Genomic DNA, 22,247 nt, shown 5'->3' with positions numbered 1-22,247 from the left:
CTATCGGTATCCTTATCGTTGTGCATATATGAAGACGATGAACGAACAACTGAACGATAACATCCTGCACCTGCCGGTAGCCGATGAAGCCCAGCCCCAGCACGATGAGGCATGGCGTAAGTCCATTCCGGCTCAGGTGTTCTTGAACTACTTCTTTGCTCTGAGCTACCACATCCGCGAAGCAGACGATGCTATTGGCGGCTTGCAGCACTTGCCCTTTTTCCGGGCGCATCAGGCCGAGCTAACCGACACTGACCGCGCTGCTGTAGAGCGTTACCTGCATAGCTGCTGGAGCACTGAGTACGCCTTGCGTGCTACGGCCGACCTTGGGGATGATGAGTACTTGCGCAATGCCTTGCACTGGACCTTCCCGCAGGCTTACCACGCCGTAATGGCCGGTTTGCAGGCCTTTTTGCACACTGCCGGCGTACGTACCAACAATCCTTCGTTGGTTCGCCGCGAGGTAGGTCGCTTGGTGGTGCGCAATGCCTATCCACGTCCGGTGTCGTTCTACGCCGCTGGCTCGTATGGCGACTTTAGCATCCACCGCTTGCCACTGGCTGGGTACAAAGCCGGCTTGCAGATTGCTAGCAAGGCTATTGACGCTCAGGCTCAGATTGGTCAGTTCCTGCGCACCACCCGCAAGCAAAAAGCAGTGGCGGTGCGCCAGCAAGTACAGAGCAACCCCACCACGGCCATCCGCAGCCAGAAGACGGGGCAGCCGCTGGATAAATGGAGCGCGCAGCACTGGCAACAGATTACTTGGCGCTTAGGGTACACGACTATTTTTGACTTGCTGGGCCGTTTGCGCATTTCGCAGACCAGCCGTGAGATTGAGCGTTTCGTGGAAGCTGAAATTGACTTCCGCCTGTTTCACCAGTCGCTGCTCGATATCGTGAGCTACCTCAACGGTATCCACGAAACTTATGTAGCTAAAGCCCTGGGCTTGGAGCGCTACCGCGAGTTGGTGGCCAATCTGCCGAAGCACCTACAGCACAGCTTCGTGGAGGACCGCTTACGCACCCGCGTGGAGCCTTCGCTCACGGAAACTACGCCGCAGATGGGCATGGCTGCATAATCCGCACTGATTTTGTGACACTACTGCATATACACGTAAGCGCTGGTCCACTGGGCCAGCGCTTTTTGCTTGTTGTATGCTCAAGCGGCAAACCCAAGCAAGGCTTAGCCCTCTATAAGTCCCACAGGTATAACTAGTCAACCCTCTATTCAATCCTGTACAAAATCTGAGCAATCCGAAAAATCAGTTTCAATCCGTGGTCTATCTTTGCAGCTTGACTTTTTCGGCCGCGGCCGATTGATATACCCCTACCCTATGCACCACCTCAGCGAACAGGAGCTGATTCGTCGTCAGAAGCTGGACGAACTACAGCAGCTCGGCATTGAGCCGTACCCATCCGAGCTGTTCGATGTGAATTTCTATGCCCAGGAAATTCACGACAACTACCACCCCGAGCTTAACAACTTCCAGGAAGTGAGCCTGGCGGGCCGCCTGATGTCGGTGCGGGTGAAAGGCAAGGCCTCTTTTGCGGAACTGCAGGATGCCTCGGGTCGGATTCAGTTGTACATCAACCGCGACGAAATCTGCCCGGGAGAGGATAAAGAGCTTTACAACACCGTATTCAAGAAGTTGCTCGACCTGGGCGACTTCATCGGGGTGAAGGGCCGCGTGTTCAAGACGATGGTAGGCGAAACTTCGGTGCACGTCACTGAAATTAAGCTGCTCTCGAAAGCGCTGCGCCCGCTGCCGGTGGTAAAAGAGCGCATTGATGAGGCCACTGGTGAAAAAGTAACTTACGACGCCTTCACCGACCCCGAGCAGCGCTACCGCATGCGCTACGTGGACCTAGTGGTGAACCCACACGTACGTGAGGCCTTCATCAAGCGTACGCAGCTGGTGCAGGCCATGCGTAACTACCTCAACGACAAAGGCTACCTGGAAGTAGAAACGCCGATTCTGCAGCCGCTATACGGCGGCGCGGCGGCGCGGCCCTTCAAGACGCACCACAACACGCTGGACATGACGCTGTATCTGCGCATTGCCAACGAGCTGTACCTAAAGCGCCTGATCGTGGGGGGCTTCGACGGGGTGTATGAATTCTCGAAGGACTTCCGTAACGAGGGCATGAGCCGGTTCCACAACCCGGAGTTCACCCAGATGGAGCTGTACGTGGCCTACAAGGACTACTACTGGATGATGGATCTGGTAGAGGAAATGGTGGAGCGCGTAGCCATGCAGCTGCACGGCCAGACAGAAGTGAAGGTGGGCGAAAACATAATCAACTTCCAGCGCCCCTGGAAGCGCTTCACCATGGCCGAGGCCATCGAGCACTACACGGGCTTCAACATCGACGGCAAGAGCGAAGAAGAACTGCGCGCTGCCGCCAAAGACCTGAAGGTTGGCCTTGACCCGAGCATGGGCAAGGCCAAGATCATCGACGAAATTTTTGGGGAGCACGTGGAGCCGAAGCTCATCCAGCCGACGTTCATCACCGATTACCCGGTGGAAATGTCGCCGCTGGCCAAAAAGCACCGTTCGAAGCCGGGCCTCGTGGAACGTTTCGAAGCCATCTGCAACGGCAAGGAAATCTGCAACGCCTTCTCGGAACTAAACGACCCCATCGACCAGCGCAAGCGTTTCGAAGACCAGTTGGAGCTAGGTAAGCGCGGCGACACCGAGGCTATGGTGCTTGACGAAGACTTCCTGCGTGCCCTGGAGTTCGGCATGCCACCCACTGCCGGTCTGGGCATCGGCATCGACCGCCTGTCGATGATTATGACTAATTCCAATTCCATCCAGGACGTACTGTTCTTCCCGCAGATGAAGCCCGAGCAGTCGGAGAAGAAAACCGAGAAATCAGAAAAGCCGGTGGAGTAAAGAGTTGAAAGGCTAAATGGATAGGTCAAAACGGCTTTACCATTGAGCCTTTCTACAACTAGCCATTTGATAAAAACGTCGAAAGCCCCTCGCACCTATCACGTGCGGGGGGCTTTCTTTTTTAATCAGTCAACCATTCCAGCAGGTACCGATCGAAGAAGCTTGCGATGGACTCGTATGATTTTACAACCAGGTTGTTTAACCAGATCCTGGTAGAAGCTCTACGCGTCGGCAATTTTACTTCGGTGGTCTATCCTAGCCTTCTTTCTAACTGATTATGATTACTTAAACGCCACTGTTGCCCGAAGGTTACGCAGCAGACTAAAAAATTCAAAGTCAGCAGCTTGCTTAATACACTTGGCTACTTAAAATCAGAAGGCCTCGCACCTAATAATTGGTGCGAGGCCTTCCTTCTAGAATTAACTTAGCGAGTCACCTGCTTAGCGTAACCTAAAGAAGCTTGCGATGGAGAAGTAAGATTTTGCTGCTAAGCTGTTTAACCAATCTTGGCAGAAGCCTTACTCTCGGCAATTTTGCTTCAGGACTAATCAGTTACTTCTTCAAGTCAATTTCTACCTTATTTAACGGCCGTGTTACCCATAGGTTACGTAAGCCGTCGATTTTTTAGAGGGAGCCACCCAAACTGGTGTCGCCCGACTTGGTAGCGTTAGTAGCTGTACCACCGCCGGTGGCACTGGTACCGCCGCTGCCGCCTGCGGTGGAAGCCGAGCCGCTCATGCCGCTGCTGGAGCTACCGCCACCATTGCCGCCACCGCCTGAGGAACTACCGCCGCTTTTGCCGGAGCCACCAGTCGATGAGCCACCGGCACCCGAACCGCCGCCCGTAGAAGTACCGCCACCGGAGGTGCCGCTACCACCACCAGTACCGCTGCCCGGAGTAGAGCTGCCACCAGCCGAAGAATCACCGGAGCCACTTCCGCCACCAGAAGAGCTGCCGCTACCGCCGCTCTTGCTGCCACCTTGCCCGCCGCCCATACCGGCCAGCGCGTCCTCAGCGCCGCTGCGGTCGGCATTGCCACCGCCCTGGCCGCCTCCGCCACCCTTCAGGGCGTCGAGGCGAGACATGCCATCCTGGAGCAGTTTGTTCAGGTCGTCACCGAATTTGCCGAGCGACTTGCCCAGGCTTTCGCGCGTGGCGGTACCGGTTTCGGGGGCCATGAGCAGACCAGCCACAATGCCAGCGCTGGCGCCGGCCAACAACGCGAGGAGTACTTTACCGCTGTTGTCTTTCATAAATAGCAGGGTGTTAAGGTTAGGAGGTACAATGTGCATGGCCAGACGAGGCCGGTAGGTTCCTAACGGGATTATCCGCTGAAGGTTATACTAAAAAACGCCCCGCACCGAAGCGGTACGAGGCGTTCTTGGGGGTGTTGATGAGTCAGATCTTACAGCTCGTTCAGGAGCTTCACGATGTCGCGCTTGCTCTTGCCCAGTTTGTCTTGGAGACGGCCCACCAGATCATCGGCTGCGCCTTCGGTGTATACCAGGTCGTCGTCGGTTAGCTGCGCGTATTGCTGCTTCAGCTTGCCTTTCGAGACGTTCCAGTCGCCTTTCAGGTTCAGGCTAGAGCCGGCGCCGGTTACGCCGAGGTCTTCCAGCTTCTCCACGAGGGTCTTGAACGTGCCGTCGAGTTGGGTGCCGAATTTATTGAGTTGGTCGCCCAACTGGTCGCCGTATTTGCCAGCGTAGTTTTTCAGATTGCCACGGGTAGCGCTGCCTTTGTCAGGAGCCATCAGCAGGCCGGCCACGATGCCAGCGCTGGCGCCGGCCAGTACGGCCAGCAAAATTTTGCCCGAGTTGTTGTCTTCGTTGTAAGACATGATAAGGAGGGTGTGGGGTTGGAAAGAAAGATTCAGGTAAGGAAAAACGGCCGGTTGAGAAGCTCAACGGCTGGTTTGGTAGCCTATACGAAAGGCTTATGGATGAGTTATACGTGAAAACGCAAGAAAGATATACATCGCACAATATTAGCAACAATGAATGTTACAGCAACTCATTTGCTCTACTAGATAAGTTCGCTGCTGTCTGGCTGACAAACTTTGACTCCACTTTCCAAGTATTTTCGGGCCTCAGACTTCATCCTATATTCATGCTTTCACGCCAGCTTTTGCTGATGGCCAGCCTTGCTGCCGCTCTATTTGGGGCCTGCCAGCGCTCCGCCGCCCCGGTCGCCACTTCCAACTGCATCGACCAGAGCAAGATTCGCAAGGATGCGATGTGCACCATGCAGTACGACCCGGTATGCGGCTGCGACCAGAAAACGTATTCGAATAGCTGTGTGGCTACCAACGCCGGCGTCACCTCCTTTACGAAGGGCGAATGCCCGGACCCCAAAAACTAATTCCGCTTTATGTTTGACAAACGCTACGTCCTGAATCCCGCCCCCTTTGTGGTGCCCACCACCGATGGGAAATTGATCGAAGAGCATGTAGGTCACGCCAGCACCGGCACCGGGCAGTACAGCCTGGCGCACATGGTGGCTCCGCCGCAGTGGAGCGAGCCGCACCAGACGCCTGCATTTGACGAAATCACTATAGTGGTGCGCGGCCGCAAACGCTTTGAAATTGACGGGGAGACAGTAGAACTAGGGGCCGGTCAGACGCTGCTGATCAAGGCTGGTGCCCGGGTGCGCTATTCAAACCCGTTCGACGAAGAAGTAGAGTATTGGTCGATCTGTATTCCGGCTTTCAGCCCCGATACAGTAAACCGGGAGGACGAATAGCATAGCACCTGCTGCGCACTCACCTCCGTTTAGCTGCCGGCTGTCGTTCCTGCTTGTAGCATCACTTCCAACGGACTTCAGCGCTCAAGTAGCTAAACACGCCAGCAGCGTTGATGCTATGCTGACCTGCTGCCCCAACATTATCTTAACGATGGGCATAGCTCGGCAACTGCCAAGGCTTTTATGGAGCTGAAGAAGCTGTGATGGAAGATAAGACGCTGGGGCTGCAGAATCGAGCGAACAGTACTAGCTGGCCACGGTCAGACGTAGGGTAAGCATACCTAGCAGGTCATAGCTCTTTGATATAAGCCCGGAAGCCGCATATGTAACTGCGGCTTCTGGGCTTATTCGCAAAACGGCAGACCGGATAATTAAGGAATTGCAACCAAAATCAATCGCCTTTACTCCTATCAATGCACCCATTAATCCCACCGTTTATGAAGCACCTATTTTCCACTCTGGTCCTTGGTTGCTTGCTCTTTTCCTGCAAGAAATCTACGCCCGGCCCTGATGCCTGCATCGACCCGAAACTAGCCAGACGCACCACCATTGTTACCGACGAGCTAAACCCCGTGTGCGGCTGCGACGGCAAAACCTACGATAATCCCAGCTACGCGAAGCGAGCCGGCGTGCGCTCCTACTCGCCAGGTGAATGCCCACTGGGTAATTAAATCGCGGCCGTTTAGCTTCCGAGGGTTGTAGCTACATTTAGTGCGCTACAACCCTTTTGTTTTGCCCATGGACCAGCGCATCATTAACCTATTCGACGAGTACACGCACAAGCCGCTTACCCGCAAGGAATTTATGGAGCGCCTTGTGCAGCTTACTGGTGGTGCGGCCCTGGCGGCGGCAGCCCTTGCAGCGTTGAATCCGGGTTACGCCGAGGCAGCTACGATCAGCGAGGATGACAAGAACCTGGAAACCGAAGAAGTAACCTGGGCTGGCGAGGGCACTACCATGAAGGGCTATTTGGTGCATCCCAAGGGCAGGAAGAAACGCGGGGCGGTGGTCGTCATTCACGAAAACCGCGGCCTGACGCCACACATCAAAGATGTGACGCGCCGTGTGGCCAAGGCCGGCTACCTCGCCCTTGGGGTGGATGCCCTCTCCCCTTTCGGCGGTACGCCTGCCGACGAGGAAAAAGGCCGCGAGCTGATTGGTAAGCTGGATGCGCCACAGAACCTTACCAACTACCTCCGTGCGCTGGACTATCTGCGCGGCCGCAAAGACTCCAACGGCCGCACTGGTTGCGTGGGCTTCTGCTGGGGTGGCGCCATGGCCAATCAGCTCGCCGTGCACGACCCGAAGCTAAACGCCGCCGTGGCTTATTATGGTCGTCAACCCGATGCCGCGGCAGCTGCCAGCATTAAGGCTCACCTGATGCTACACTACGCTGGCCTGGATGAACGCGTAAACGCAGGTATGGCTACCTGGGAAGCGGCCTTGAAAGCCGCAGGCGTGAAGTACGAGCAATACGTATACGAAGGTGCCCAGCACGCTTTCAACAACGATTCATCGCCCGCACGCTACAACGAAGCGACGGCCAAGCTAGCTTGGGAACGGACGCTGCGGCTATTCAAGGATCAGTTGGGCTAGTGCCTAACTGCTTTCATCCGTCGCCACAGCCGCCACGCCGATTTGAACGGACGCGGGCAAGCTCACAATAAACTCCGTGTACTGCCCCGCTTCGGATTCGACGCGTAAGGAACCTTGGTGGGTGCGGGTAATCAGGTCATAGCATACCGACAAACCAAGGCCGATGCCCTCTTCAGGGGGCTTCGTGGTGTAAAACCGTTCGAAGACGTGGCCCAGGGCTTCTTTCGGGATGCCCAGGCCATTGTCGCGTACCCGGATTTCAACACCGTCGGCAGTAGTCTGGGTGGACACCGTCACTTGCGGCACGTAGTCGTCTTCGTATTCCCGGTTACGCTCCTGCACGGCGTAAAAGGCGTTGGCAAACAAGCTGATCAGAGCACGTCCCAAATCATGGCGCACCACATTGATGGGCCGCACGTTGGGGTCCAACTCGGTAAACAGGGCTGCGTGGAAGGATTTGTTTTTAGCCCGCAAGTCATGGTAAGTCAGGCGCATATAGTCGTTAGCCAGCGAATTGATATCCGTCAGCTGCCGGGTACCGGGGTTACCGCTGGAGTAGTCGAGCATGCCTAGGATGATGTTGTTGGCCCGTTGGCTCTGGCGCACGATTTTACGCTGGTGCTGACAGAGGCTATGAATCATGTCGTCCACCGCCAGTTGATCGTCCATCCCGAACGCGCCCTTGCTTACTTCGGCACGAAGCTCCTGACATAGGCCTTCGCTTACGCCCGCCAGGTTGCTGATCATTTGAGCGGGTAACTGGATTTCGCGGGCTACGCCGCCCATTAGCTGCCCAAGCGACGCCATTTTCTCGCGCATCACCAGTTGGTCTTGGGTGGTACGTAGTTCCTGCAGCATGTTAGCCAGCCGGTCGCGCTGCACTTGTAGCTCGTCCTTCTGCAAGGTCACCTGCGCGTTCAGCTTCTGCAGCAGATTATTGGCGCGGCGCTGCTGCCAGTTGTACCGCCATAGCAGCAGGGCCAGCACTATCAGCACGATCATTCCGGTTTGCAGAGCATAGGTCCGCAGCCGGGCCTGGTACCCAACGCGTTCTTCTTCCAGCTCCCGCAGGCGTTGCTGCTCCGCAAACCCGATAGCGTCCAGCTGCTTGATACGTTGGGGGTTAAACAAGCTGTCCTCGGCCGCCACCATGATGCGCATGTACTTCAAAGTACTATCGGCCTGATGCTGCTGCTCGTATATCCCGGTGAGTAAGTGACTATTGCGCACCACCCCAATGACAAAAGGCAGGGTCTGGCTTACGACCAAGGCTTTGCGGGCATAGTGGACGCTGGAGTCGGGTTGCTGGCGGGCGCGAAACAGCTCGGCCATGTACTGATAGGCCCGGCTGACACTGCGCCGGTCGTTTTCCGGGTAGGCCGCTTGCGCACTGCGTCGGTAGAAGTCAAGCGCTTGTTCATAGCGGCCTTCGGTGGCTTCCAGCAGGCCCAACTCGCGCAGCACATACGGGGCTGGGTTGCCCCAGCAGCTGCCGCTTACAGTGCCCGAAGCGCGGGTAAGAGCGTAGGCTCGTTGCAGGTAATAAGCCCCCAAATCCAGCTGCCCACTGCCCACGTAGGTGGCCCCGATATTGGTAAGCACGCTGATCAGCTGCGAGTCGTCGCCGACGCGGTAACGCTCATAGATACCTTTGGAACGGAAGTAGTACGACAATGCCGGGCCAAAATCGTCGAGGGCTTGGTAAAGCAGGCCAGTCTGATTCAGGGTGCGCGCCATGCCCTCCTGATCATTGGCAGCCTTGTTGAGTTGCAGGGCGGCCAGGTTGGTGCGCAAGGCTTGGGGCAAGTCGCCACGCTCACCCATCAGAATGCCCAGGCGCGACAGGCATCGGCCTTCTCCTTTCTGATAACCGATTCGCTGCGCTAGTAACAAGCCCTGCCGGGCATAGTAATGCACCGAATCGAAATGCGAATAGCGGTACGATGCGCTCAGGTCGGCTAAGATCAAGACCCTACTGCTGTCAGATGCTGCCCGGGCCAATGTCCGCTTCAGGACGTCTGTTTGCGGACTTTGTGCTCCGGCAGGCCGCCATCCGACAAGGCATAACAGCAGCAATAAAGAACTCCCGAAGCACCTCATAGCTACAAATCAAAAAGACATTAAGAAATTCTAATACTTACTAAAGTACACAAATAACTTTGCCAATTATATTTTCCGAGCCTTAGTAGGCAAACGACTGGCCCCTGAGGCGCAACGCCCCGCCGGAACAGCTTCCGGCGGGGCGTTGCGTGCAATTTTCGAAGTGGGCTCCGCTACGACTTCGGCTGGGCCTGCGGCAGGGGCTTACGCGGCAGCTTTTGGTCGCGCATGGCGGCGTTGTACACAAACGAGGCCACGATAACGGACGCCTGCTTCAGGTCGTCGGCCTGCAGGCGTTCGTAGGTATCCTGATTGGTGTGGTGGGTACGGGTATTGTAGTCGAGGCCGTCCTGAATGAACTGGAAACCGGGCAGGCCCACGGCGTCGAAAGCGAGGTGGTCGGTGCCGCCGGTGTTGCGGGGCGTGACGGTGGTAGCGCCCATATCAGCAAAGGGCTTCAGCCACTCCGTAAAAATGGGCTGCACCTGCTCGTTGCCTTGGGCGTAGACGCCGCGGATTTTGCCGGAGCCGTTGTCGAGGTTGAAGTAAGCCGACAGCTTTTCGTGCTCGGGCAGCAGTTTCATGGTGGCAGGGTCGGCAAAGCGGTTCTTCACGTAGTTGCGGGAGCCGTGCAAGCCTTGCTCCTCGGCGCCCCACAGCGCAATGCGGATGGTGCGACGGGGCTTCACGTCAAGAGCTTTCAGAATACGCACGGCCTCCATCATCACGGCGCAGCCGGCGGCGTTGTCGGTAGCGCCGGTGGCGGCGTGCCAGGAGTCGATGTGCGCGCCGAGCATCACCACTTCGCTTTTCAGCTTCTTATCAGTGCCGGGAATTTCGGCTACCACGTTGTACCCTTTCAGGTCCTGGGTCTGGAAGCGCGTTTTGGTTTCCATCTCCACTTCCACCGGAATACCGGCCTCCACTAGCCGGATCAAGCGCAGCTGGTCTTCGGGCGACATCTCGATTTCGGGCAGCACCGGCTTGGCATCGGCGGCGTAGGGGGCACCGTTGGAGGTAAAAAATGTACCGTGCGAGCCGCCGCGGGTGCTGAGCACGGCCGCGGCCCCTTCCTGCATGAATAGCTCGCCCATCTTGGTGCGCAGGGCCAGGCGGGCGCGGTAGGCGTTGCGGGCCTCGTCGCTGCTGGTGCTGGCGGGGCGGGCTTCGGCGGGGCCCGCCATCTTCTGCAGCTCTTCGTCAGTATGACGCTTGGCGTCGGCGGTGAAGGTGGTTTTTGGCTCCGAGGCCACTTCCGTCAGCACGATTTTGTCGCGCAACTGGCCCTTGTACTTGTCGAGGTCGGCCTCAGTAGTTGCTTTTACCAGCACCACCTGCTTCTTGAGGGCGCCGTTGGTGCCGGGCGTCCAAGCCTTCGGGGCGCCGATCATGGCGTGGTAATAAGGCGCCGTCATGGCTACATACGACTTCTCAATATCCCAACCGCGGCCGAAGTCACCCCAGGGTTCAATCTGGCTATTCTTCAGGCCCCACAAGGCCATTTGCTTCTGCGTCCACTCGTTGGCACGCTTCAGGCCATCGGAGCCGGCGAGACGCGGGCCGCACACATCGGTCAGGTAAAAGGCCGTTTTCATCACCTGCGAGCGGTTCAGACCTTCGTCCTTGATCTTGGCAATCATTGCCTGATCAACTTTTTCGCCTTGCTGGGCCAGCGCAGGGGCGGCAGTGGTAAGGCCGTAGGCCACGGCGAGGTAGAGCAGTTTTTGCATGGTTGGTAGCGGAGTGAGAAGGACGCTGGTAAATAGAGCTGGCAAGAAAGCTGAAATGACGAGCTTTTGGCTGCGCCGTTGCGTCGGGAAGTTCATCCCGGCCCCTGATTTATCTTAGCGGTTTACTTATATTTTATTCGATGAAGTTTCTTCTACGCCTCAAACATTGGCAGCTCTTCCTTCTGACGTGGGCCCCGGCTATTCTCGTAAATTTTCTGGCCTTCGTTGACGTGTGGCTGCTGCTCTACGCTATGCCCGTCACGCTGCTCTTTCTAATAACCGGCACGTTGGGCTGGGTGTGGGCCATTGCCACCAGTCTATCGGCGCAGCTGCCATCTGATGTCCGCCTCAACCAAGGTTTGTTCAAAGTCTTGTTCCTGCTGCCCGTTTTTTATGTGCTCGGCCTAATTGGTCTGCTACTCTGGCAATTAACCAGCCGATTCGAGCCCACCGGCAGCCAAGTGGTTGGCTTGGTAATACCGATAATGGCACTACACCTGCTGTCGATGGCCTGTATCTTCTACGGCCTGCGCTTTGCGGCCAAAACCCTCAAATCGGTGGAGCTGCAGCGCGAAGCCCGACTCAGTGAGTACTTGGCTGAGTTTGTGCTGATCTGGTTTTCTGTTGCAGGCGTATGGGTGCTGCAGCCACGGCTGAATGCGTTGGTGAGCCAAGTCCGCCCCGACTAGGGTAGCCCGGTGCCTAGCCGCCCGCAATGGAGGCGTCAGCAATGCAACCCATCCGGATTTCTTACCTTATATACAGCAAGTTATCTATCCTCTAGTTGTCAATGCCATGGATACCGTCAAGCGCAACAACGTTCACGTCATCGGGCATGGCTCCCGCACGCTGCTGTTTGTAAACGGCTTCGGCTGCGACCAAACCATCTGGCATTACCTCGTACCGGCCCTGCTGGAGCGGTACCGCCTGGTGCTCTACGACCACGTGGGCGCGGGCCTGTCCGACACCTCGGCTTACGTTCCCGGCAAATACGCTTCCCTGCAGGGCTATGCCCAAGATGTGCTCGACATCTGCCGGCACCTTGATTTGCACGATGTAGCGCTGGTAGGCCACTCGGTGGGCGGCATTATCGGGGCGTTGGCCGCCATCGAAGACCCGGCCCGCTTTGCCCAGTTGTTGCTGCTGTGTCCCTCCCCTTGCTACCTGAATACCAATGGCTACCAAGGAGGATTTGAGCGAGCCGACGTGGAGCGGATGCTGCAATTCATGGAACAGGACTTTGTGGGCTGGGCCGATTCGTTTGCCGCCTTTGTCATGGGCACGCCCGACCGCCCTTCACTGGCCGCCGAACTGGCCCACCGCTTTTGCCAGACCGACCCGGTCATTACCAAGCAGTTTGCCCGCGTCACCTTTCTCTCCGACAACCGCGCCGACGTATCGCAGCTGAGCATGCCTTGCCTATTGGTACAGTGCGCCGATGATTTTGTAGCCCCTCCTTCCGTTGGTGGTTACCTGGAAAAGACCATTCCGAAATCGACGCTGGTCACCTTACCCATCAGCGGCCACTGCCCGCACGTGAGTGCGCCCATGGAAACCTTGCAGGCCATGGAGGCTTTTCTGGCGGCGTGAGGCGGCTAACGGATGGGCTTATTCAATGGGGTCCGCCCCCGCACATTATGCTTGGCTTGCCGTCGAAAAGGACTTATACTTTTGAACACAATTCAGGACATTTCCAACCTGATTAATCACAGAATGTCAACATCTTATTTATCTAAATACGCATCGGAAATCATAAATAGATTCTTTCCAGAAGACTGGGCAAGTGGCATTGACCTTTCTCCAATTGGGGCGCTGGTAAGCAGTGAAAAAGGGAGGATCGATATATCCAGAGACACCCTCATAAGCACGGCCGACTTAAAAACTCACTTACCTGAAGCGACGAGGTTTGTTGAAGCAAAAAAGCGCGGTATATGGTTTATGACAACCTACCCCGATAATGCTGTCACCGTCTACCAGGGAGTTGGCATGCTTGCCACTGATCAAAACTGGAAGTTGTTTTTAGCCACCTACTTAAGTGCATTTCGAGCTGAAGAGAACGGCGACGCCAGCTTCACTGTCTTCGGTCCGGATTTCGAATGGGCAGTAAACTTTGAGTTACGCCCAGATCATAATATGCTCAGCGCGGAAATCTATCAACGGTGATGTTGATCAAAACTCTACCAGCATAGGCACACAGTGTCTTCCTGATAACCCCGCTCCCACCCCGCTCGTCTAAACGGTAACCACCGTTACCGCCGCTGCATGAGTCTCTGGGAGATTATTCAACGCCTCTTTCCGTACGTGCGCCCGTACCGCGGGCTGGTTATCAGCACCTTGCTGCTCACACTGGTAGGCTCCTTGGCTGCACAGGTAAATCCCTTCGTGCTGCGCTATACCGTGGATACGGTGCAAGACCTGCTCAACCGTAGCGCCGGCCTTGCGGCGGGCATGCCCATGCTGCTGCTGGTCAGCGGACTGCTGCTGGGCAAGGAAATCATCAACACCTTTATTCAGTTCGGGCAGCGCTTTTTCGGCGAGAAAATCCGCATCAACGTGGCCAGCGCCTTGCACCAGAATGCGGTGCACCGGGTGCTGAGCTACCAGCTAGGCTTCTATGCCGACACCGGCAACCAGACCGGCAAACTTCAGACCCGCATCGACCGCGGCGTGGAGAGCCTGATGAAGCTGGTGCAGAACTTCTTTATTGACATCCTGCCGCTGTTCGCCAATTCCATTGTAGCGCTGGTGATTATGTTTTCGGCCAACGTGTATGTGGGCTTGGTCGCGGTGGCGGTGCTACCTGTGTACTTCTGGCTCAGCTACCGCCAGGCCGGCAAGCTACAGGGCACCCGCCGGGCATTGCGTGGCCTGCGCGAGGCCCGCAGCCAAGGCCTCGTCAACCTCATCGATTCGGCGGTAGTCATCAAGAGCTTTGTACGCGAAGACTACGAGGGTGCCAAGCAAGCCGCCTTGCAGCAAAACCTGCAGGAAGCCCAGCTACAGACGCGCAAAACCAACTTCCTCTACGACGGCCTCAAAACCTTCACCGAGCAGATCGGGGTGGTGCTCATCATTATTCTGACGGCTTATCTAGTGCTCGATCAGCAGATCAGCATTGGGGCCATCATGTTCCACATCCTGCTGTTCAACAACGTCTCGGCGCCCATCCGGCAGCTGCACCGCATCTACGACGAGATGAACGACGCCCTCACCTACTCCGAAGGCTTCTTCGATATTCTGGATGCCCAAGGGGCCGTGGAGGCTACGGGCAAGCTGCAGCCCGACCAGCTGCAAGGCGCTTTCGAACTGCGCCACGTGGGCTTCAGCTACCCCAGCGGCACACGGGCCCTGCAGGATGTGTCGCTCAACATCCCGGCCGGCAAAACCACTGCCTTGGTGGGGTTGTCGGGTGCGGGCAAGAGCTCCATCATCAACCTGCTTTGCAAGTTCTATCTTCCCGACCACGGCAAGGTTCTGCTCGACGGCCGCCCCCTGGCCGATTACGATACCCACGCCCTGCGCCAGAAAATCGGGCTGGTGCTCCAGAAAAACCACATTTTTAAAGGCACCATCGAGGAGAACATCCGCTACGGCGTGATGGACGCCACTTTCGAGCAAATTCAGGCGGCGGCCAAACAGGCTTACCTGCATGAGCAGATTATGCAGCTACCCATGGGCTACAAATCCGCCGCTCAGCAGCTTTCGGGCGGGCAGCAGCAGCGCATTGCCATTGCGCGGTTGTTCCTCAAGGACCCACCCATCATCTTCCTCGACGAGCCCACCGCTTCACTCGACGCTATTGCCACCGAGCAGATCAAGAACTCGCTCGACGCCATCAAGCAAGGCCGCACGGTGGTCATCATTTCCCACTCTTTGGCCCAGATCGTCGATGCCGACTGCATTTACGTGATGAAGCAGGGCCGTATGGTGGAAAGCGGCACCCACGAGGAACTGTACGAGCTACGCGGTACTTACCGCGAAATCTTCGACGCCTCGGCGCGCAGTCTTAATATCGAGAAACTGGCGAAGGTGCTGGTAGATGACGGGGATGAGGTAGAGGACACGGCAGCATGAGGGTAATTATATTTGATTACACTTTTATAATTCACCTGAACCAATGAATACATATCGGTATTTCTGCTTACTTATTTGCTTGCTTTCGTCGTTGACTGGCCATGCGCAGAAACGGGCGAAGTGTAGGTTCATTCTTGATGAACATGCGATACTAACCGATAAGAATTTAGATGCTTTTATCCAAGAGCTTCAGGCCGACTCTTTCACCGTTCATTCTGATAAGGCAGCAATTCCCCGGCGAGTTATCAAGCAGTTGAAATGCTTAAGAAACAGTAACAGACGATTCATTGCCAACCCTAATGAGTCATACCAGAAATACGATATAAAGGTACCAAGCCTACCCGTGCGACAACTTATCTACTTGTCAAAAACCAAAAATATAATAGTCATGTCGTATAAAACTGGAGGTCGCGCCCCCAGCAGACATGTTCTCTTAATTAAATTCGACAAGAACGGTATTGTCGATTTATGGACAGGCTTCGGAAAAGGTCCGCTAAGCTCAAATGCTGAAATAATTGAATCCATTCAGCAGCTTCGGGACAAGGAATGGGGCTTACACACGAATGTGGTTTATTTCTAAACTATGCTGCCATGCCGACTTTTATCTCCAACTGGCAAGAATCTAGCGCAGTTAAATTCATGATCTGCCTTGGTGGAGCAACTGCGCCTCTCTTGCCGCCGTTCCAAACACTTTACTCAGTACTCCATACCACGTAGTGGCTAAGCCCTACCTCGTCAATTCCGCTATCAACCCCTCCAAGTGCGGAAACTCCGCCGTCAGCCTTTGCCGGCTAGCCAGCTCGAAATCGGCAAAATCGAAGCCGGGGGCTACGGTGCAGCTGACCAGCGAACAGCCGTTGCTTTGCTTAACTCTGGCCGCAAACCAAACATTGGCTGGAATAACTGCCTGGGGTACTTCACCCGCAGCGAAGTCATTGCCGAGTGTAATGGTGGTGGCTTGCTGATCTTGGAGCACGATAATTTCCAAAGCCTGCCCCTGGTGAAAAAACCACAGCTCGTCGGACTTGATGCGGTGAAAATGCGACTTGTCTTGTCCCTCGAGCAGGTAGTAAATGGCCGTGCTAACGCTGCGGGCGCCGGGCCCAGCATCCCCAATGGTTTCGGTGGCGCGATAGGTTTCACGGTAATAGCCGCCTTCGGGATGCGGTGCCAAGCCAAGGAGGCGAATAATATCCGGGGTAGTCATGGAGCTGGGAATGGACTGAAAAGGCAGATGCACAAAGAAACATGACCGGGAGTTACAATAGCGGCTGCGCCTAATCTCGGGCTGGATTGCTGCAGCCCCCCTGCGTCATTACACATATACCGGGAAGGCGCAAAAGCCAGAAATTACCCGTTCGCGCTTGTCCCTCACTAGCGCCAGTTTAGCGCAGCGCAATCGGTGAGTAACGATGAAGCGACGACAGTACCCCTACCGTAACATTGGCAAATAGAAACTACTCCACCGAGGGTGAACCGTACGGCGCCTATTGTTCCGGCGAGGCACATGCGGTTGTGGCTACGCGAAACTCGTGCTACTCAAAATGAGCTCTGCGCAAGTCAATATAGCGCAAACAATACCCAGCAAACAACGTTATTTTGCTGCATCGGCTGCCCTGTAGTCTTGGGCGGCTTCCAATAGAAAGGCATACATGATTATTTCGTTGCGGCGAGGAGACGGCAGCGTTTACCTCACCATTGAGCGTGTACAAAGCGAAAACTGGATTCATGCCCGCTGGTATGGCCGTCAAACGCTGGGCACGGTGATGGATGGTGGACTAACTTACCTGGAGATGATTCGCCGCGAGCCGTGCGCCAAGTTGCTCAACGACCACCGCGACTTGGTAGGCGCTTTTACCGAAGCCAACGAATGGATTCAGCAGGTCTGGACGCCCCTGATCATTACTGCGGGCCTGCGTTACATCGGACAAGTAGTGTCGCCAGACATCTTCGGGCAGCTTTCCATCGAAGACCTGCAGCTACGAATCAGCGACCAACTCGATCTGTTCCTCTTCGATACCCTGGATGCCGCGCAGCAGTGGCTGCGGGCCCAGGCATAGGGTGCGGCCTGTTTAGCCCATTAAGCCTCGCAAGCCAGTAGGTACTAGTATGTCCGTTACAGTCTGCTGTTCGATTTTACTACCCTCGAGCCCGGGCGGCCTTTGCTATACAGCACACGAGCCTGACAGCATAACGCTGAACCTACACAAGGCACATCCTTGGCTGATTTTTCCTACAAATTTGAAAATCAATGCCCAAGAGAAGTGCTAGAAGAAAACCACCTTGCCAGTAACTGCCCATCTGAAAAAGGGCCGAAGTAGCAGCTACAGCGCCGACCTGACAGCAGATCTTCCAAGCCTGAGCAGCCTTGTTTGGAAGGAGTGGTATCAGATGGCTACCCGTTTATTTTTCGGCCTCAAAGAGGCGGAGCGGCGGTACGTTTAAAAAGCAGAATTCTGTGTTAACGCGGCTGAAATGACGATCCAGGTAATCTTTCAGAAACAAATCTAGCTGAAAGAACATCTGATAAGCCAAGAACTTCCCGCCCTTCTGAAGGCTTTTGTGTGAGTTTACAACAATTGTTTCGCGCAACGATTCAGGCAGAAAGGAGAACGGAATTCCTGAAACTATATAATCTACCTTTTGCTCTTGGCAACCATTTAATATATTCTCAATATTTTCGGCGCTATCATGAAAAATTGAGAGCCTGGAATCGCCAAATTTACCTTGCAGTACATCCACGAAATCATGATTCCGCTCGATCAATATTAGCTTTGAATCGGGCGTCATATTTTTCAGTATATAATGCGTAAACACACCAGTACCAGGTCCGTACTCAACAATTATATTACTTTGACTGAAGTCAATTCTGCTACAAACACTTTCCACCCCAAAGCCTGATGTGGGCATAAGTGAGGCGACTTGTTTGTCGCGTAGCATGTGCTTTAAATACAAAGCCGTATCCATCTGCTGTTGAGTTTTCTAGCACCACATTCAAGCAACATAAATACGGCGATTGGCAAAGAAAAGTCTTGCAGTAATCGGCCCGTTTTTACAAAAAAACAAACCTATAGACATAGCACAGCTTGAAACTCAACTACCTCTCCCTATCAGTTACCAATACCATTACCAGCCCTACGCGATATTCCTAACCACTGGTAGAATAGGGAGCAAAGCAGCGAAACAGCTTTAAGGTCAGGCTACAACTTCCCGGGCCGGATAGGAAGCATGGCTTAACTATACAATTTCTATCGGCTGTTACTCCACTACTACGCCGTACTTGTCAAGTAGTCCCGGCAAGCCAGCCAGGGCGAAGCGCGCCCCGGCCAGCACGTTGGCTTCGGGGTCGATGCTGAAGCCGGTGGCCGTGGTAAAATCGGCACCGATGAGCTGCGAGTGGTGGAACACGGTGCGCATCAGGTCGCAGTTTTGAAACACGGCGCCGCTCAGGTCGGCATTGGTGAAATCGGCTTCGGGCAGGGTGCAGCCGACAAACCGGGTGCCCAGCAGGCGCTTGCCGCCAAATGAGGCGTACCGCAATTGGCAGCCATCGAAGTGCACCCCAAACAGCATGTCCTGGCAGGCCGTGAACGATACGCCAATCAGCTTGCAATCGGTGAAGGCCACGTTTTGGAGCGCCGTGCCGGCCAAGCGCACCGAGGCCAGATTGCAGCGCTCAAACAAGCAATCCTCAAACCGCAGATTGGTCAGGCTGGCGTCGCTCAGGTCGCAGCCGATGAAGTGGTACTGCTCAAACTCGCGGCCCAGGGCTAGCAGACGCGTGGCATCATAGCCAGTCAGCACGTTTTCCTCCGGAAAGTAGTCGGGCTTGCGCAGGTAAGTTTTGGACTGAGCGGCGGGCTTACGGCGGGAAGGCTTCATGAGCGGAAGAAAGCAGCTGAGAAAACTGAACCGAGGCAAAGTTGCTGCTTTGCGCCCAGCTCCGCGTCATTTGTTGAGCCACTGTGCGCCCGGTTTACTGCTTATGTGCGTTGAATCTGGCATCTTTCAACCCGCTATCAGCCCATACTCCTTATGCCTGGCGAAACCGACTTGCAGCAGTTGCTCCGCAGCATGAAACCCGCATTGCAACCCGGCAGCTACGTATTCTGTACGGTAGCCTCGTTGGAGGGCATAGATGTGAACGAGGTCGTGGGCTTGTTTCGGGAGCCGGAAGGTCTCACCCTCATTTTGCCCCAACCCATCGCCGACCAGTTGCAACTACCTTACTCCTTTGTAGCCGCATGGATTACGCTCACGGTGCATTCGGCACTGGAAGCGGTGGGCCTGACGGCCGCCTTTTCCCAAGCCTTGACTCAGGCCGGCATCAGCTGCAACGTGGTGGCCGGCTACTACCACGACCATATTTTCGTGGCGGCTCCCGATGCTGAGCCAGCCATGCGGTGCTTACAACAGCTTGCACAAGCTGCCCTTCCAGCCTAGAACGCAGCACGGCAACTAAGTACTTTGTACTTTAAGCTTGGCGTAGTAACGGCTTAGCTCATCAACAGCCAATAGCTGCTCTAAGCACTGCACTCGGCATCAGCCACCTTCTCAAATAAAAAGGCCACTACCCGCGGCGTAGTGCGCCGGTCGTCCTCATCAAACCACTCCTGCAGGCGCTGGCACCGGAAGCCGTGCCGGTGGGCACTTTCCGTAAAATCGGAGATGTGGTGCACATACGCCTCCACCCGGACTGTTGTTCCCGAGGCCGTTTCGAAGCGAGCCTGACTGCCTTGGTATTGCCGAAAAGGGTGCAGCTCGCCGATGTAAAACAAACCACCAGGCCGCAACGCCCGGCTTGCTTGGGCAAAAACGTGATTTAAGTCCTGAATGTGCTCCAGAATCAGGCTGCAGGTGAGCAATTCGGCTTGGTTCGGCACAATGAACTCCCAGGGCTCTGTAATGTCGGCCTGCTGAAACGAGACCTGCGGCAGCGTCAGCTTCTGGCGGGCCTGCTCCAGCATTGGCGGGGAGAAATCAACGGCGGTAAGGTGCTGGGTCAGGGAAGCTAGCCAAGCCGTGTTTTTACCTGTGCCACAACCAAGTTCGACGACCTCCAGGTAGGGCCCAGATGGTACTACGGCCCTGATTGCTTGGGCTTCCAAGTCGCGGGTTTTGTTAGTGACGGTATCGTAGCTATAGGCCCAGGTGTTATAAGCTTGTTGAATTTTCATGGCTTAAAAGTGGCAAACCCATTGAAATAAACGGCACGAGGAGTCTTGCCATCAGTCCACTTTATAGACAGCTCAACCAATTTCCAAGGGGTATGAGCTAATAAACCTTCATGCCCTATTCTTAAATATTTCATATACTAAATACTTTAATTCCTTTTTAATTTGCATGATTACAATAAAAAATATAAACTTGGTTTTGTTAACGTTCTTTCCCTTGCCCCTTACTACCGAGCTATGCCGCACAGCTACTTATTACAGGGTAAGTTACTTACTACCTCTTTATTATTCTTGACGCTGTTTGGTGCCTACGCATGGCTAGCAGTCATTATTCCTACCACCGGTCCGTTCTCTGAGGACATTGTGTACTGGATTACCTGGGCGGAGTATATGCACCAACACGGGTTTGTTAACGCTTATGAGTGGGCCGATAACAACTACAACCCCCTGTTTCAGTATATCCTGTGGATATATGTGCAGCTGGTGGGCGGAGCCGACATAGCAAAGCACATTTATCTGCTGAAAATCATCACGCTACTCTTTGATCTGGCAGGAGTTTGGCTTGCCATTTCGCTGGTTCCCAAGCCCAAGCGTGCCCAGTGGCTCCCATTGCTGCTGCTACTGAACATAGGTTACTTCTACACCACGCTAGTCTGGGGTCAGGTCGACTCCATGTACACCTGCTTGGTGTTTGCCGCAATAGTCATGAGCCTTTGGGAAAAGCCCGTATGGAGCATGCTCTTCTTTATGCTGGCGCTCAATATCAAGCTGCAGACGCTGCTATTCATGCCAGTGTTGGTGCTGCTTTGGCTTCCGCAGTGGGTGCGCCAGCCCAAAACCGCGCCCTTGGCTTTGTGCGCTGCAATTGGTTTGCAGGCCTTGTTGTTGCTGCCTTTTCTGCTGGCACACGGCCCCTCCTATCTGTCGCACATTTCCACCAACACCATCGGGAGCATCGATTATTACCCGGTAGTATCCATGTACTGCTACAACGTGTGGTCGTTGTTGCTCTGGAGCGTGCCCAATCTGGACAAAGTGCCCGACTCGCTCCGGTTTGCAGGCCTTACTTACCACAATTGGGGCTTGCTGATGTTCCTGGCCTCATCGGCCGTGATGCTATTGCCCCTATTGCTGGTCAGCCTTCGTAATGTGTTGGCACGGAGGAGGTTTTCGCGGGATGATTACGGCTTGCTGCTGCTCAGCGCCGCGCTTATTCCGTTGTTGCTCAGCTATTTCAACACCCAAATGCACTCCCGCTACGTGCACGCAGCCATTTTGCTACTGGGGGCTTATTCCTTCGTAACGCGTCGCTACGTGCTGCTGGTGGTAGCATCGACCGCCTATTTCCTCAACCTCACGGCCCTGATGAACATTTTTTCCGCTTATGGCCTGACGCTGCGCTGGAACCCTCAGTTCAACTCGCACTTCATTGCCGGCCTCTACACGTTTGTAGTGTTGTGGGGTTTGCGGGAAGTGTACCAGCAGTTTAGCCTAGGCCGCTCCGTCGCGTCGTTTATTGCCGATCGGCCGCTGGTTTCGCCGCGTGTATTGGCTATTGCCGGGCGTCTAGGTGTTAGCCCAAATCAAACTTCAATTCATCAATAACCTCCCCGTCCGACTGCTCCTTTCACTCTTCCCCAGCGTACCACCTATGAGCCCCACCTCCACTCTGAATAAAGGATTTTCACCGGTAAAGTTTGTTGGCCGTCTGCTTTCGCAGACGGCAGAATCTAATAACCAAGTGCAGGCGCCCACGCCTGCCGCGCTGCAGCCTGATTACCAGCAGTGTACGCGCTGCATCATGGACACGACGGTGCCAGGCATCCGCTTCGGGGCGGCGGGCACGTGCAACTTCTGCGACCTGCATGACCAGCTGGAGCGGGAAAACCCCTTGGGGGCGGCCGGCGAGCGGTACGTGGCGCGGGCAGCGGCGG

Annotated in this window: 21 protein-coding genes and 1 pseudogene; 14 read left to right on the top strand and 8 right to left on the bottom strand. The window is 55.3% G+C overall.

The window, feature by feature from the left end; genetic code table 11:
- Positions 1–28: 28 nt before the first annotated feature.
- Positions 29–1,078, top strand: a complete 1,050-nt coding sequence (locus AC5FXY_RS21430; RefSeq protein ID WP_493558771.1) for a hypothetical protein — start codon at positions 29–31, stop codon at positions 1,076–1,078.
- Positions 1,079–1,333: 255 nt separating this feature from the next.
- Positions 1,334–2,896: a lysine--tRNA ligase gene (lysS, locus tag AC5FXY_RS21425; RefSeq protein ID WP_493558770.1), complete on the top strand. Its 1,563-nt coding sequence runs from the start codon at positions 1,334–1,336 to the stop codon at positions 2,894–2,896.
- Between the two features lie 624 nt (positions 2,897–3,520).
- On the opposite strand, the gene AC5FXY_RS21420 is transcribed toward lysS, so the two are convergent.
- Both AC5FXY_RS21420 and AC5FXY_RS21415 read right to left on the bottom strand, forming a co-directional pair.
- A complete protein-coding gene (locus AC5FXY_RS21420; protein WP_493558769.1) occupies positions 3,521–4,150 on the bottom strand; it encodes a YtxH domain-containing protein in 630 nt (209 codons plus the stop codon).
- A gap of 152 nt (positions 4,151–4,302) precedes the next feature.
- Positions 4,303–4,737, bottom strand: coding sequence for a YtxH domain-containing protein (locus AC5FXY_RS21415; protein ID WP_493558768.1), 435 nt, complete (start codon positions 4,735–4,737; stop codon positions 4,303–4,305).
- A gap of 269 nt (positions 4,738–5,006) precedes the next feature.
- Here AC5FXY_RS21415 and AC5FXY_RS21410 point away from each other — a divergent pair, with 269 nt between their 5' ends.
- The 4 genes from AC5FXY_RS21410 to AC5FXY_RS21395 all read left to right on the top strand — a co-directional run bounded on the left by AC5FXY_RS21410 (position 5,007) and on the right by AC5FXY_RS21395 (position 7,235).
- The gene (locus AC5FXY_RS21410; protein ID WP_493558767.1) at positions 5,007–5,258 is read left to right on the top strand and encodes a Kazal-type serine protease inhibitor family protein; all 252 of its coding nucleotides are present in this window, start codon (positions 5,007–5,009) and stop codon (positions 5,256–5,258) included.
- A gap of 9 nt (positions 5,259–5,267) precedes the next feature.
- Positions 5,268–5,639 (top strand): cupin domain-containing protein, encoded by a 372-nt coding sequence (locus tag AC5FXY_RS21405; RefSeq protein ID WP_493558766.1) that lies wholly within the window; start codon positions 5,268–5,270, stop codon positions 5,637–5,639.
- Between the two features lie 437 nt (positions 5,640–6,076).
- Positions 6,077–6,310, top strand: coding sequence for a Kazal-type serine protease inhibitor family protein (locus AC5FXY_RS21400; RefSeq protein ID WP_493558765.1), 234 nt, complete (start codon positions 6,077–6,079; stop codon positions 6,308–6,310).
- 67 nt (positions 6,311–6,377) lie between these two features.
- The gene (locus tag AC5FXY_RS21395) at positions 6,378–7,235 is read left to right on the top strand and encodes a dienelactone hydrolase family protein (protein WP_493558764.1); all 858 of its coding nucleotides are present in this window, start codon (positions 6,378–6,380) and stop codon (positions 7,233–7,235) included.
- A gap of 3 nt (positions 7,236–7,238) precedes the next feature.
- Here AC5FXY_RS21395 and AC5FXY_RS21390 read toward each other — a convergent pair whose 3' ends face one another.
- Positions 7,239–9,203, bottom strand: a complete 1,965-nt coding sequence (locus AC5FXY_RS21390) for a tetratricopeptide repeat-containing sensor histidine kinase (RefSeq protein ID WP_493558763.1) — start codon at positions 9,201–9,203, stop codon at positions 7,239–7,241.
- A gap of 305 nt (positions 9,204–9,508) precedes the next feature.
- Positions 9,509–11,065, bottom strand: a complete 1,557-nt coding sequence (locus AC5FXY_RS21385; protein WP_493558762.1) for a M28 family metallopeptidase — start codon at positions 11,063–11,065, stop codon at positions 9,509–9,511.
- A gap of 140 nt (positions 11,066–11,205) precedes the next feature.
- Here AC5FXY_RS21385 and AC5FXY_RS21380 point away from each other — a divergent pair, with 140 nt between their 5' ends.
- The 4 genes from AC5FXY_RS21380 (at position 11,206) to AC5FXY_RS21365 (ending at position 15,139) form a co-directional block, all read left to right on the top strand.
- Positions 11,206–11,754, top strand: coding sequence for a hypothetical protein (locus AC5FXY_RS21380; RefSeq protein ID WP_493558761.1), 549 nt, complete (start codon positions 11,206–11,208; stop codon positions 11,752–11,754).
- Between the two features lie 106 nt (positions 11,755–11,860).
- The gene (locus tag AC5FXY_RS21375) at positions 11,861–12,655 is read left to right on the top strand and encodes an alpha/beta fold hydrolase (RefSeq protein WP_493558760.1); all 795 of its coding nucleotides are present in this window, start codon (positions 11,861–11,863) and stop codon (positions 12,653–12,655) included.
- Between the two features lie 123 nt (positions 12,656–12,778).
- Positions 12,779–13,228 (top strand): hypothetical protein, encoded by a 450-nt coding sequence (locus tag AC5FXY_RS21370; protein ID WP_493558759.1) that lies wholly within the window; start codon positions 12,779–12,781, stop codon positions 13,226–13,228.
- Between the two features lie 99 nt (positions 13,229–13,327).
- On the top strand, positions 13,328–15,139 hold the full coding sequence (locus AC5FXY_RS21365) for an ABC transporter ATP-binding protein (protein WP_493558758.1): 1,812 nt from the start codon (positions 13,328–13,330) through the stop codon (positions 15,137–15,139).
- Between the two features lie 727 nt (positions 15,140–15,866).
- Here AC5FXY_RS21365 and AC5FXY_RS21360 read toward each other — a convergent pair.
- A complete protein-coding gene (locus AC5FXY_RS21360) occupies positions 15,867–16,346 on the bottom strand; it encodes a cupin domain-containing protein (protein ID WP_493558757.1) in 480 nt (159 codons plus the stop codon).
- Between the two features lie 445 nt (positions 16,347–16,791).
- Here AC5FXY_RS21360 and AC5FXY_RS21355 point away from each other — a divergent pair, with 445 nt between their 5' ends.
- Positions 16,792–17,199, top strand: coding sequence for a hypothetical protein (locus tag AC5FXY_RS21355; RefSeq protein WP_493558756.1), 408 nt, complete (start codon positions 16,792–16,794; stop codon positions 17,197–17,199).
- A 343-nt stretch (positions 17,200–17,542) separates the two neighbouring features.
- Here AC5FXY_RS21355 and AC5FXY_RS21350 read toward each other — a convergent pair whose 3' ends face one another.
- Positions 17,543–18,106 carry a class I SAM-dependent methyltransferase gene (locus AC5FXY_RS21350; protein ID WP_493558755.1) on the bottom strand — a complete coding sequence of 188 codons (564 nt, stop codon included), beginning with the start codon at positions 18,104–18,106 and terminating at the stop codon, positions 17,543–17,545.
- Positions 18,107–18,397: 291 nt separating this feature from the next.
- Entirely contained in the window at positions 18,398–19,021 is a 624-nt protein-coding gene (locus AC5FXY_RS21345) for a pentapeptide repeat-containing protein (RefSeq protein ID WP_493558754.1), read from the bottom strand.
- Between the two features lie 153 nt (positions 19,022–19,174).
- Here AC5FXY_RS21345 and AC5FXY_RS21340 point away from each other — a divergent pair, with 153 nt between their 5' ends.
- On the top strand, positions 19,175–19,582 hold the full coding sequence (locus AC5FXY_RS21340; protein WP_493558753.1) for an ACT domain-containing protein: 408 nt from the start codon (positions 19,175–19,177) through the stop codon (positions 19,580–19,582).
- Between the two features lie 80 nt (positions 19,583–19,662).
- On the opposite strand, the gene AC5FXY_RS21335 is transcribed toward AC5FXY_RS21340, so the two are convergent.
- The gene (locus AC5FXY_RS21335) at positions 19,663–20,316 is read right to left on the bottom strand and encodes a class I SAM-dependent DNA methyltransferase (protein WP_493558752.1); all 654 of its coding nucleotides are present in this window, start codon (positions 20,314–20,316) and stop codon (positions 19,663–19,665) included.
- 288 nt (positions 20,317–20,604) lie between these two features.
- Between AC5FXY_RS21335 and AC5FXY_RS21330 the strand changes: the two genes are divergently transcribed.
- Together AC5FXY_RS21330 and AC5FXY_RS21325 are read left to right on the top strand one after the other, a co-directional pair.
- Positions 20,605–21,918, top strand: a complete 1,314-nt coding sequence (locus AC5FXY_RS21330; RefSeq protein WP_493558751.1) for a hypothetical protein — start codon at positions 20,605–20,607, stop codon at positions 21,916–21,918.
- A gap of 46 nt (positions 21,919–21,964) precedes the next feature.
- Positions 21,965–22,247: pseudogene (locus tag AC5FXY_RS21325) on the top strand (hypothetical protein); the annotation flags it as partial.

The sequence above is a fragment of the Hymenobacter sp. FMD4 genome (assembly GCF_058932745.1).
This window is presented reverse-complemented; position numbering and strand designations above follow the sequence as displayed.

Bases quoted from the DNA above. Each gene is read 5' to 3' on its own strand.
- AC5FXY_RS21395 (WP_493558764.1), top strand. From the start codon at position 6,378: ATGGACCAGCGCATCATTAACCTATTCGACGAGTACACGCACAAGCCG.
- AC5FXY_RS21355 (WP_493558756.1), top strand. From the start codon at position 16,792: ATGATTATTTCGTTGCGGCGAGGAGACGGCAGCGTTTACCTCACCATT.
- AC5FXY_RS21365 (WP_493558758.1), top strand. From the start codon at position 13,328: ATGAGTCTCTGGGAGATTATTCAACGCCTCTTTCCGTACGTGCGCCCG.
- AC5FXY_RS21385 (WP_493558762.1), bottom strand. From the start codon at position 11,065: ATGCAAAAACTGCTCTACCTCGCCGTGGCCTACGGCCTTACCACTGCC.
- AC5FXY_RS21375 (WP_493558760.1), top strand. From the start codon at position 11,861: ATGGATACCGTCAAGCGCAACAACGTTCACGTCATCGGGCATGGCTCC.
- AC5FXY_RS21340 (WP_493558753.1), top strand. From the start codon at position 19,175: ATGCCTGGCGAAACCGACTTGCAGCAGTTGCTCCGCAGCATGAAACCC.
- AC5FXY_RS21420 (WP_493558769.1), bottom strand. From the start codon at position 4,150: ATGAAAGACAACAGCGGTAAAGTACTCCTCGCGTTGTTGGCCGGCGCC.
- AC5FXY_RS21405 (WP_493558766.1), top strand. From the start codon at position 5,268: ATGTTTGACAAACGCTACGTCCTGAATCCCGCCCCCTTTGTGGTGCCC.
- AC5FXY_RS21430 (WP_493558771.1), top strand. From the start codon at position 29: ATGAAGACGATGAACGAACAACTGAACGATAACATCCTGCACCTGCCG.
- AC5FXY_RS21345 (WP_493558754.1), bottom strand. From the start codon at position 19,021: ATGAAGCCTTCCCGCCGTAAGCCCGCCGCTCAGTCCAAAACTTACCTG.
- AC5FXY_RS21415 (WP_493558768.1), bottom strand. From the start codon at position 4,737: ATGTCTTACAACGAAGACAACAACTCGGGCAAAATTTTGCTGGCCGTA.
- AC5FXY_RS21400 (WP_493558765.1), top strand. From the start codon at position 6,077: ATGAAGCACCTATTTTCCACTCTGGTCCTTGGTTGCTTGCTCTTTTCC.
- AC5FXY_RS21335 (WP_493558752.1), bottom strand. From the start codon at position 20,316: ATGAAAATTCAACAAGCTTATAACACCTGGGCCTATAGCTACGATACC.
- AC5FXY_RS21360 (WP_493558757.1), bottom strand. From the start codon at position 16,346: ATGACTACCCCGGATATTATTCGCCTCCTTGGCTTGGCACCGCATCCC.
- AC5FXY_RS21350 (WP_493558755.1), bottom strand. From the start codon at position 18,106: ATGGATACGGCTTTGTATTTAAAGCACATGCTACGCGACAAACAAGTC.
- AC5FXY_RS21410 (WP_493558767.1), top strand. From the start codon at position 5,007: ATGCTTTCACGCCAGCTTTTGCTGATGGCCAGCCTTGCTGCCGCTCTA.
- AC5FXY_RS21380 (WP_493558761.1), top strand. From the start codon at position 11,206: ATGAAGTTTCTTCTACGCCTCAAACATTGGCAGCTCTTCCTTCTGACG.
- AC5FXY_RS21370 (WP_493558759.1), top strand. From the start codon at position 12,779: ATGTCAACATCTTATTTATCTAAATACGCATCGGAAATCATAAATAGA.
- lysS (WP_493558770.1), top strand. From the start codon at position 1,334: ATGCACCACCTCAGCGAACAGGAGCTGATTCGTCGTCAGAAGCTGGAC.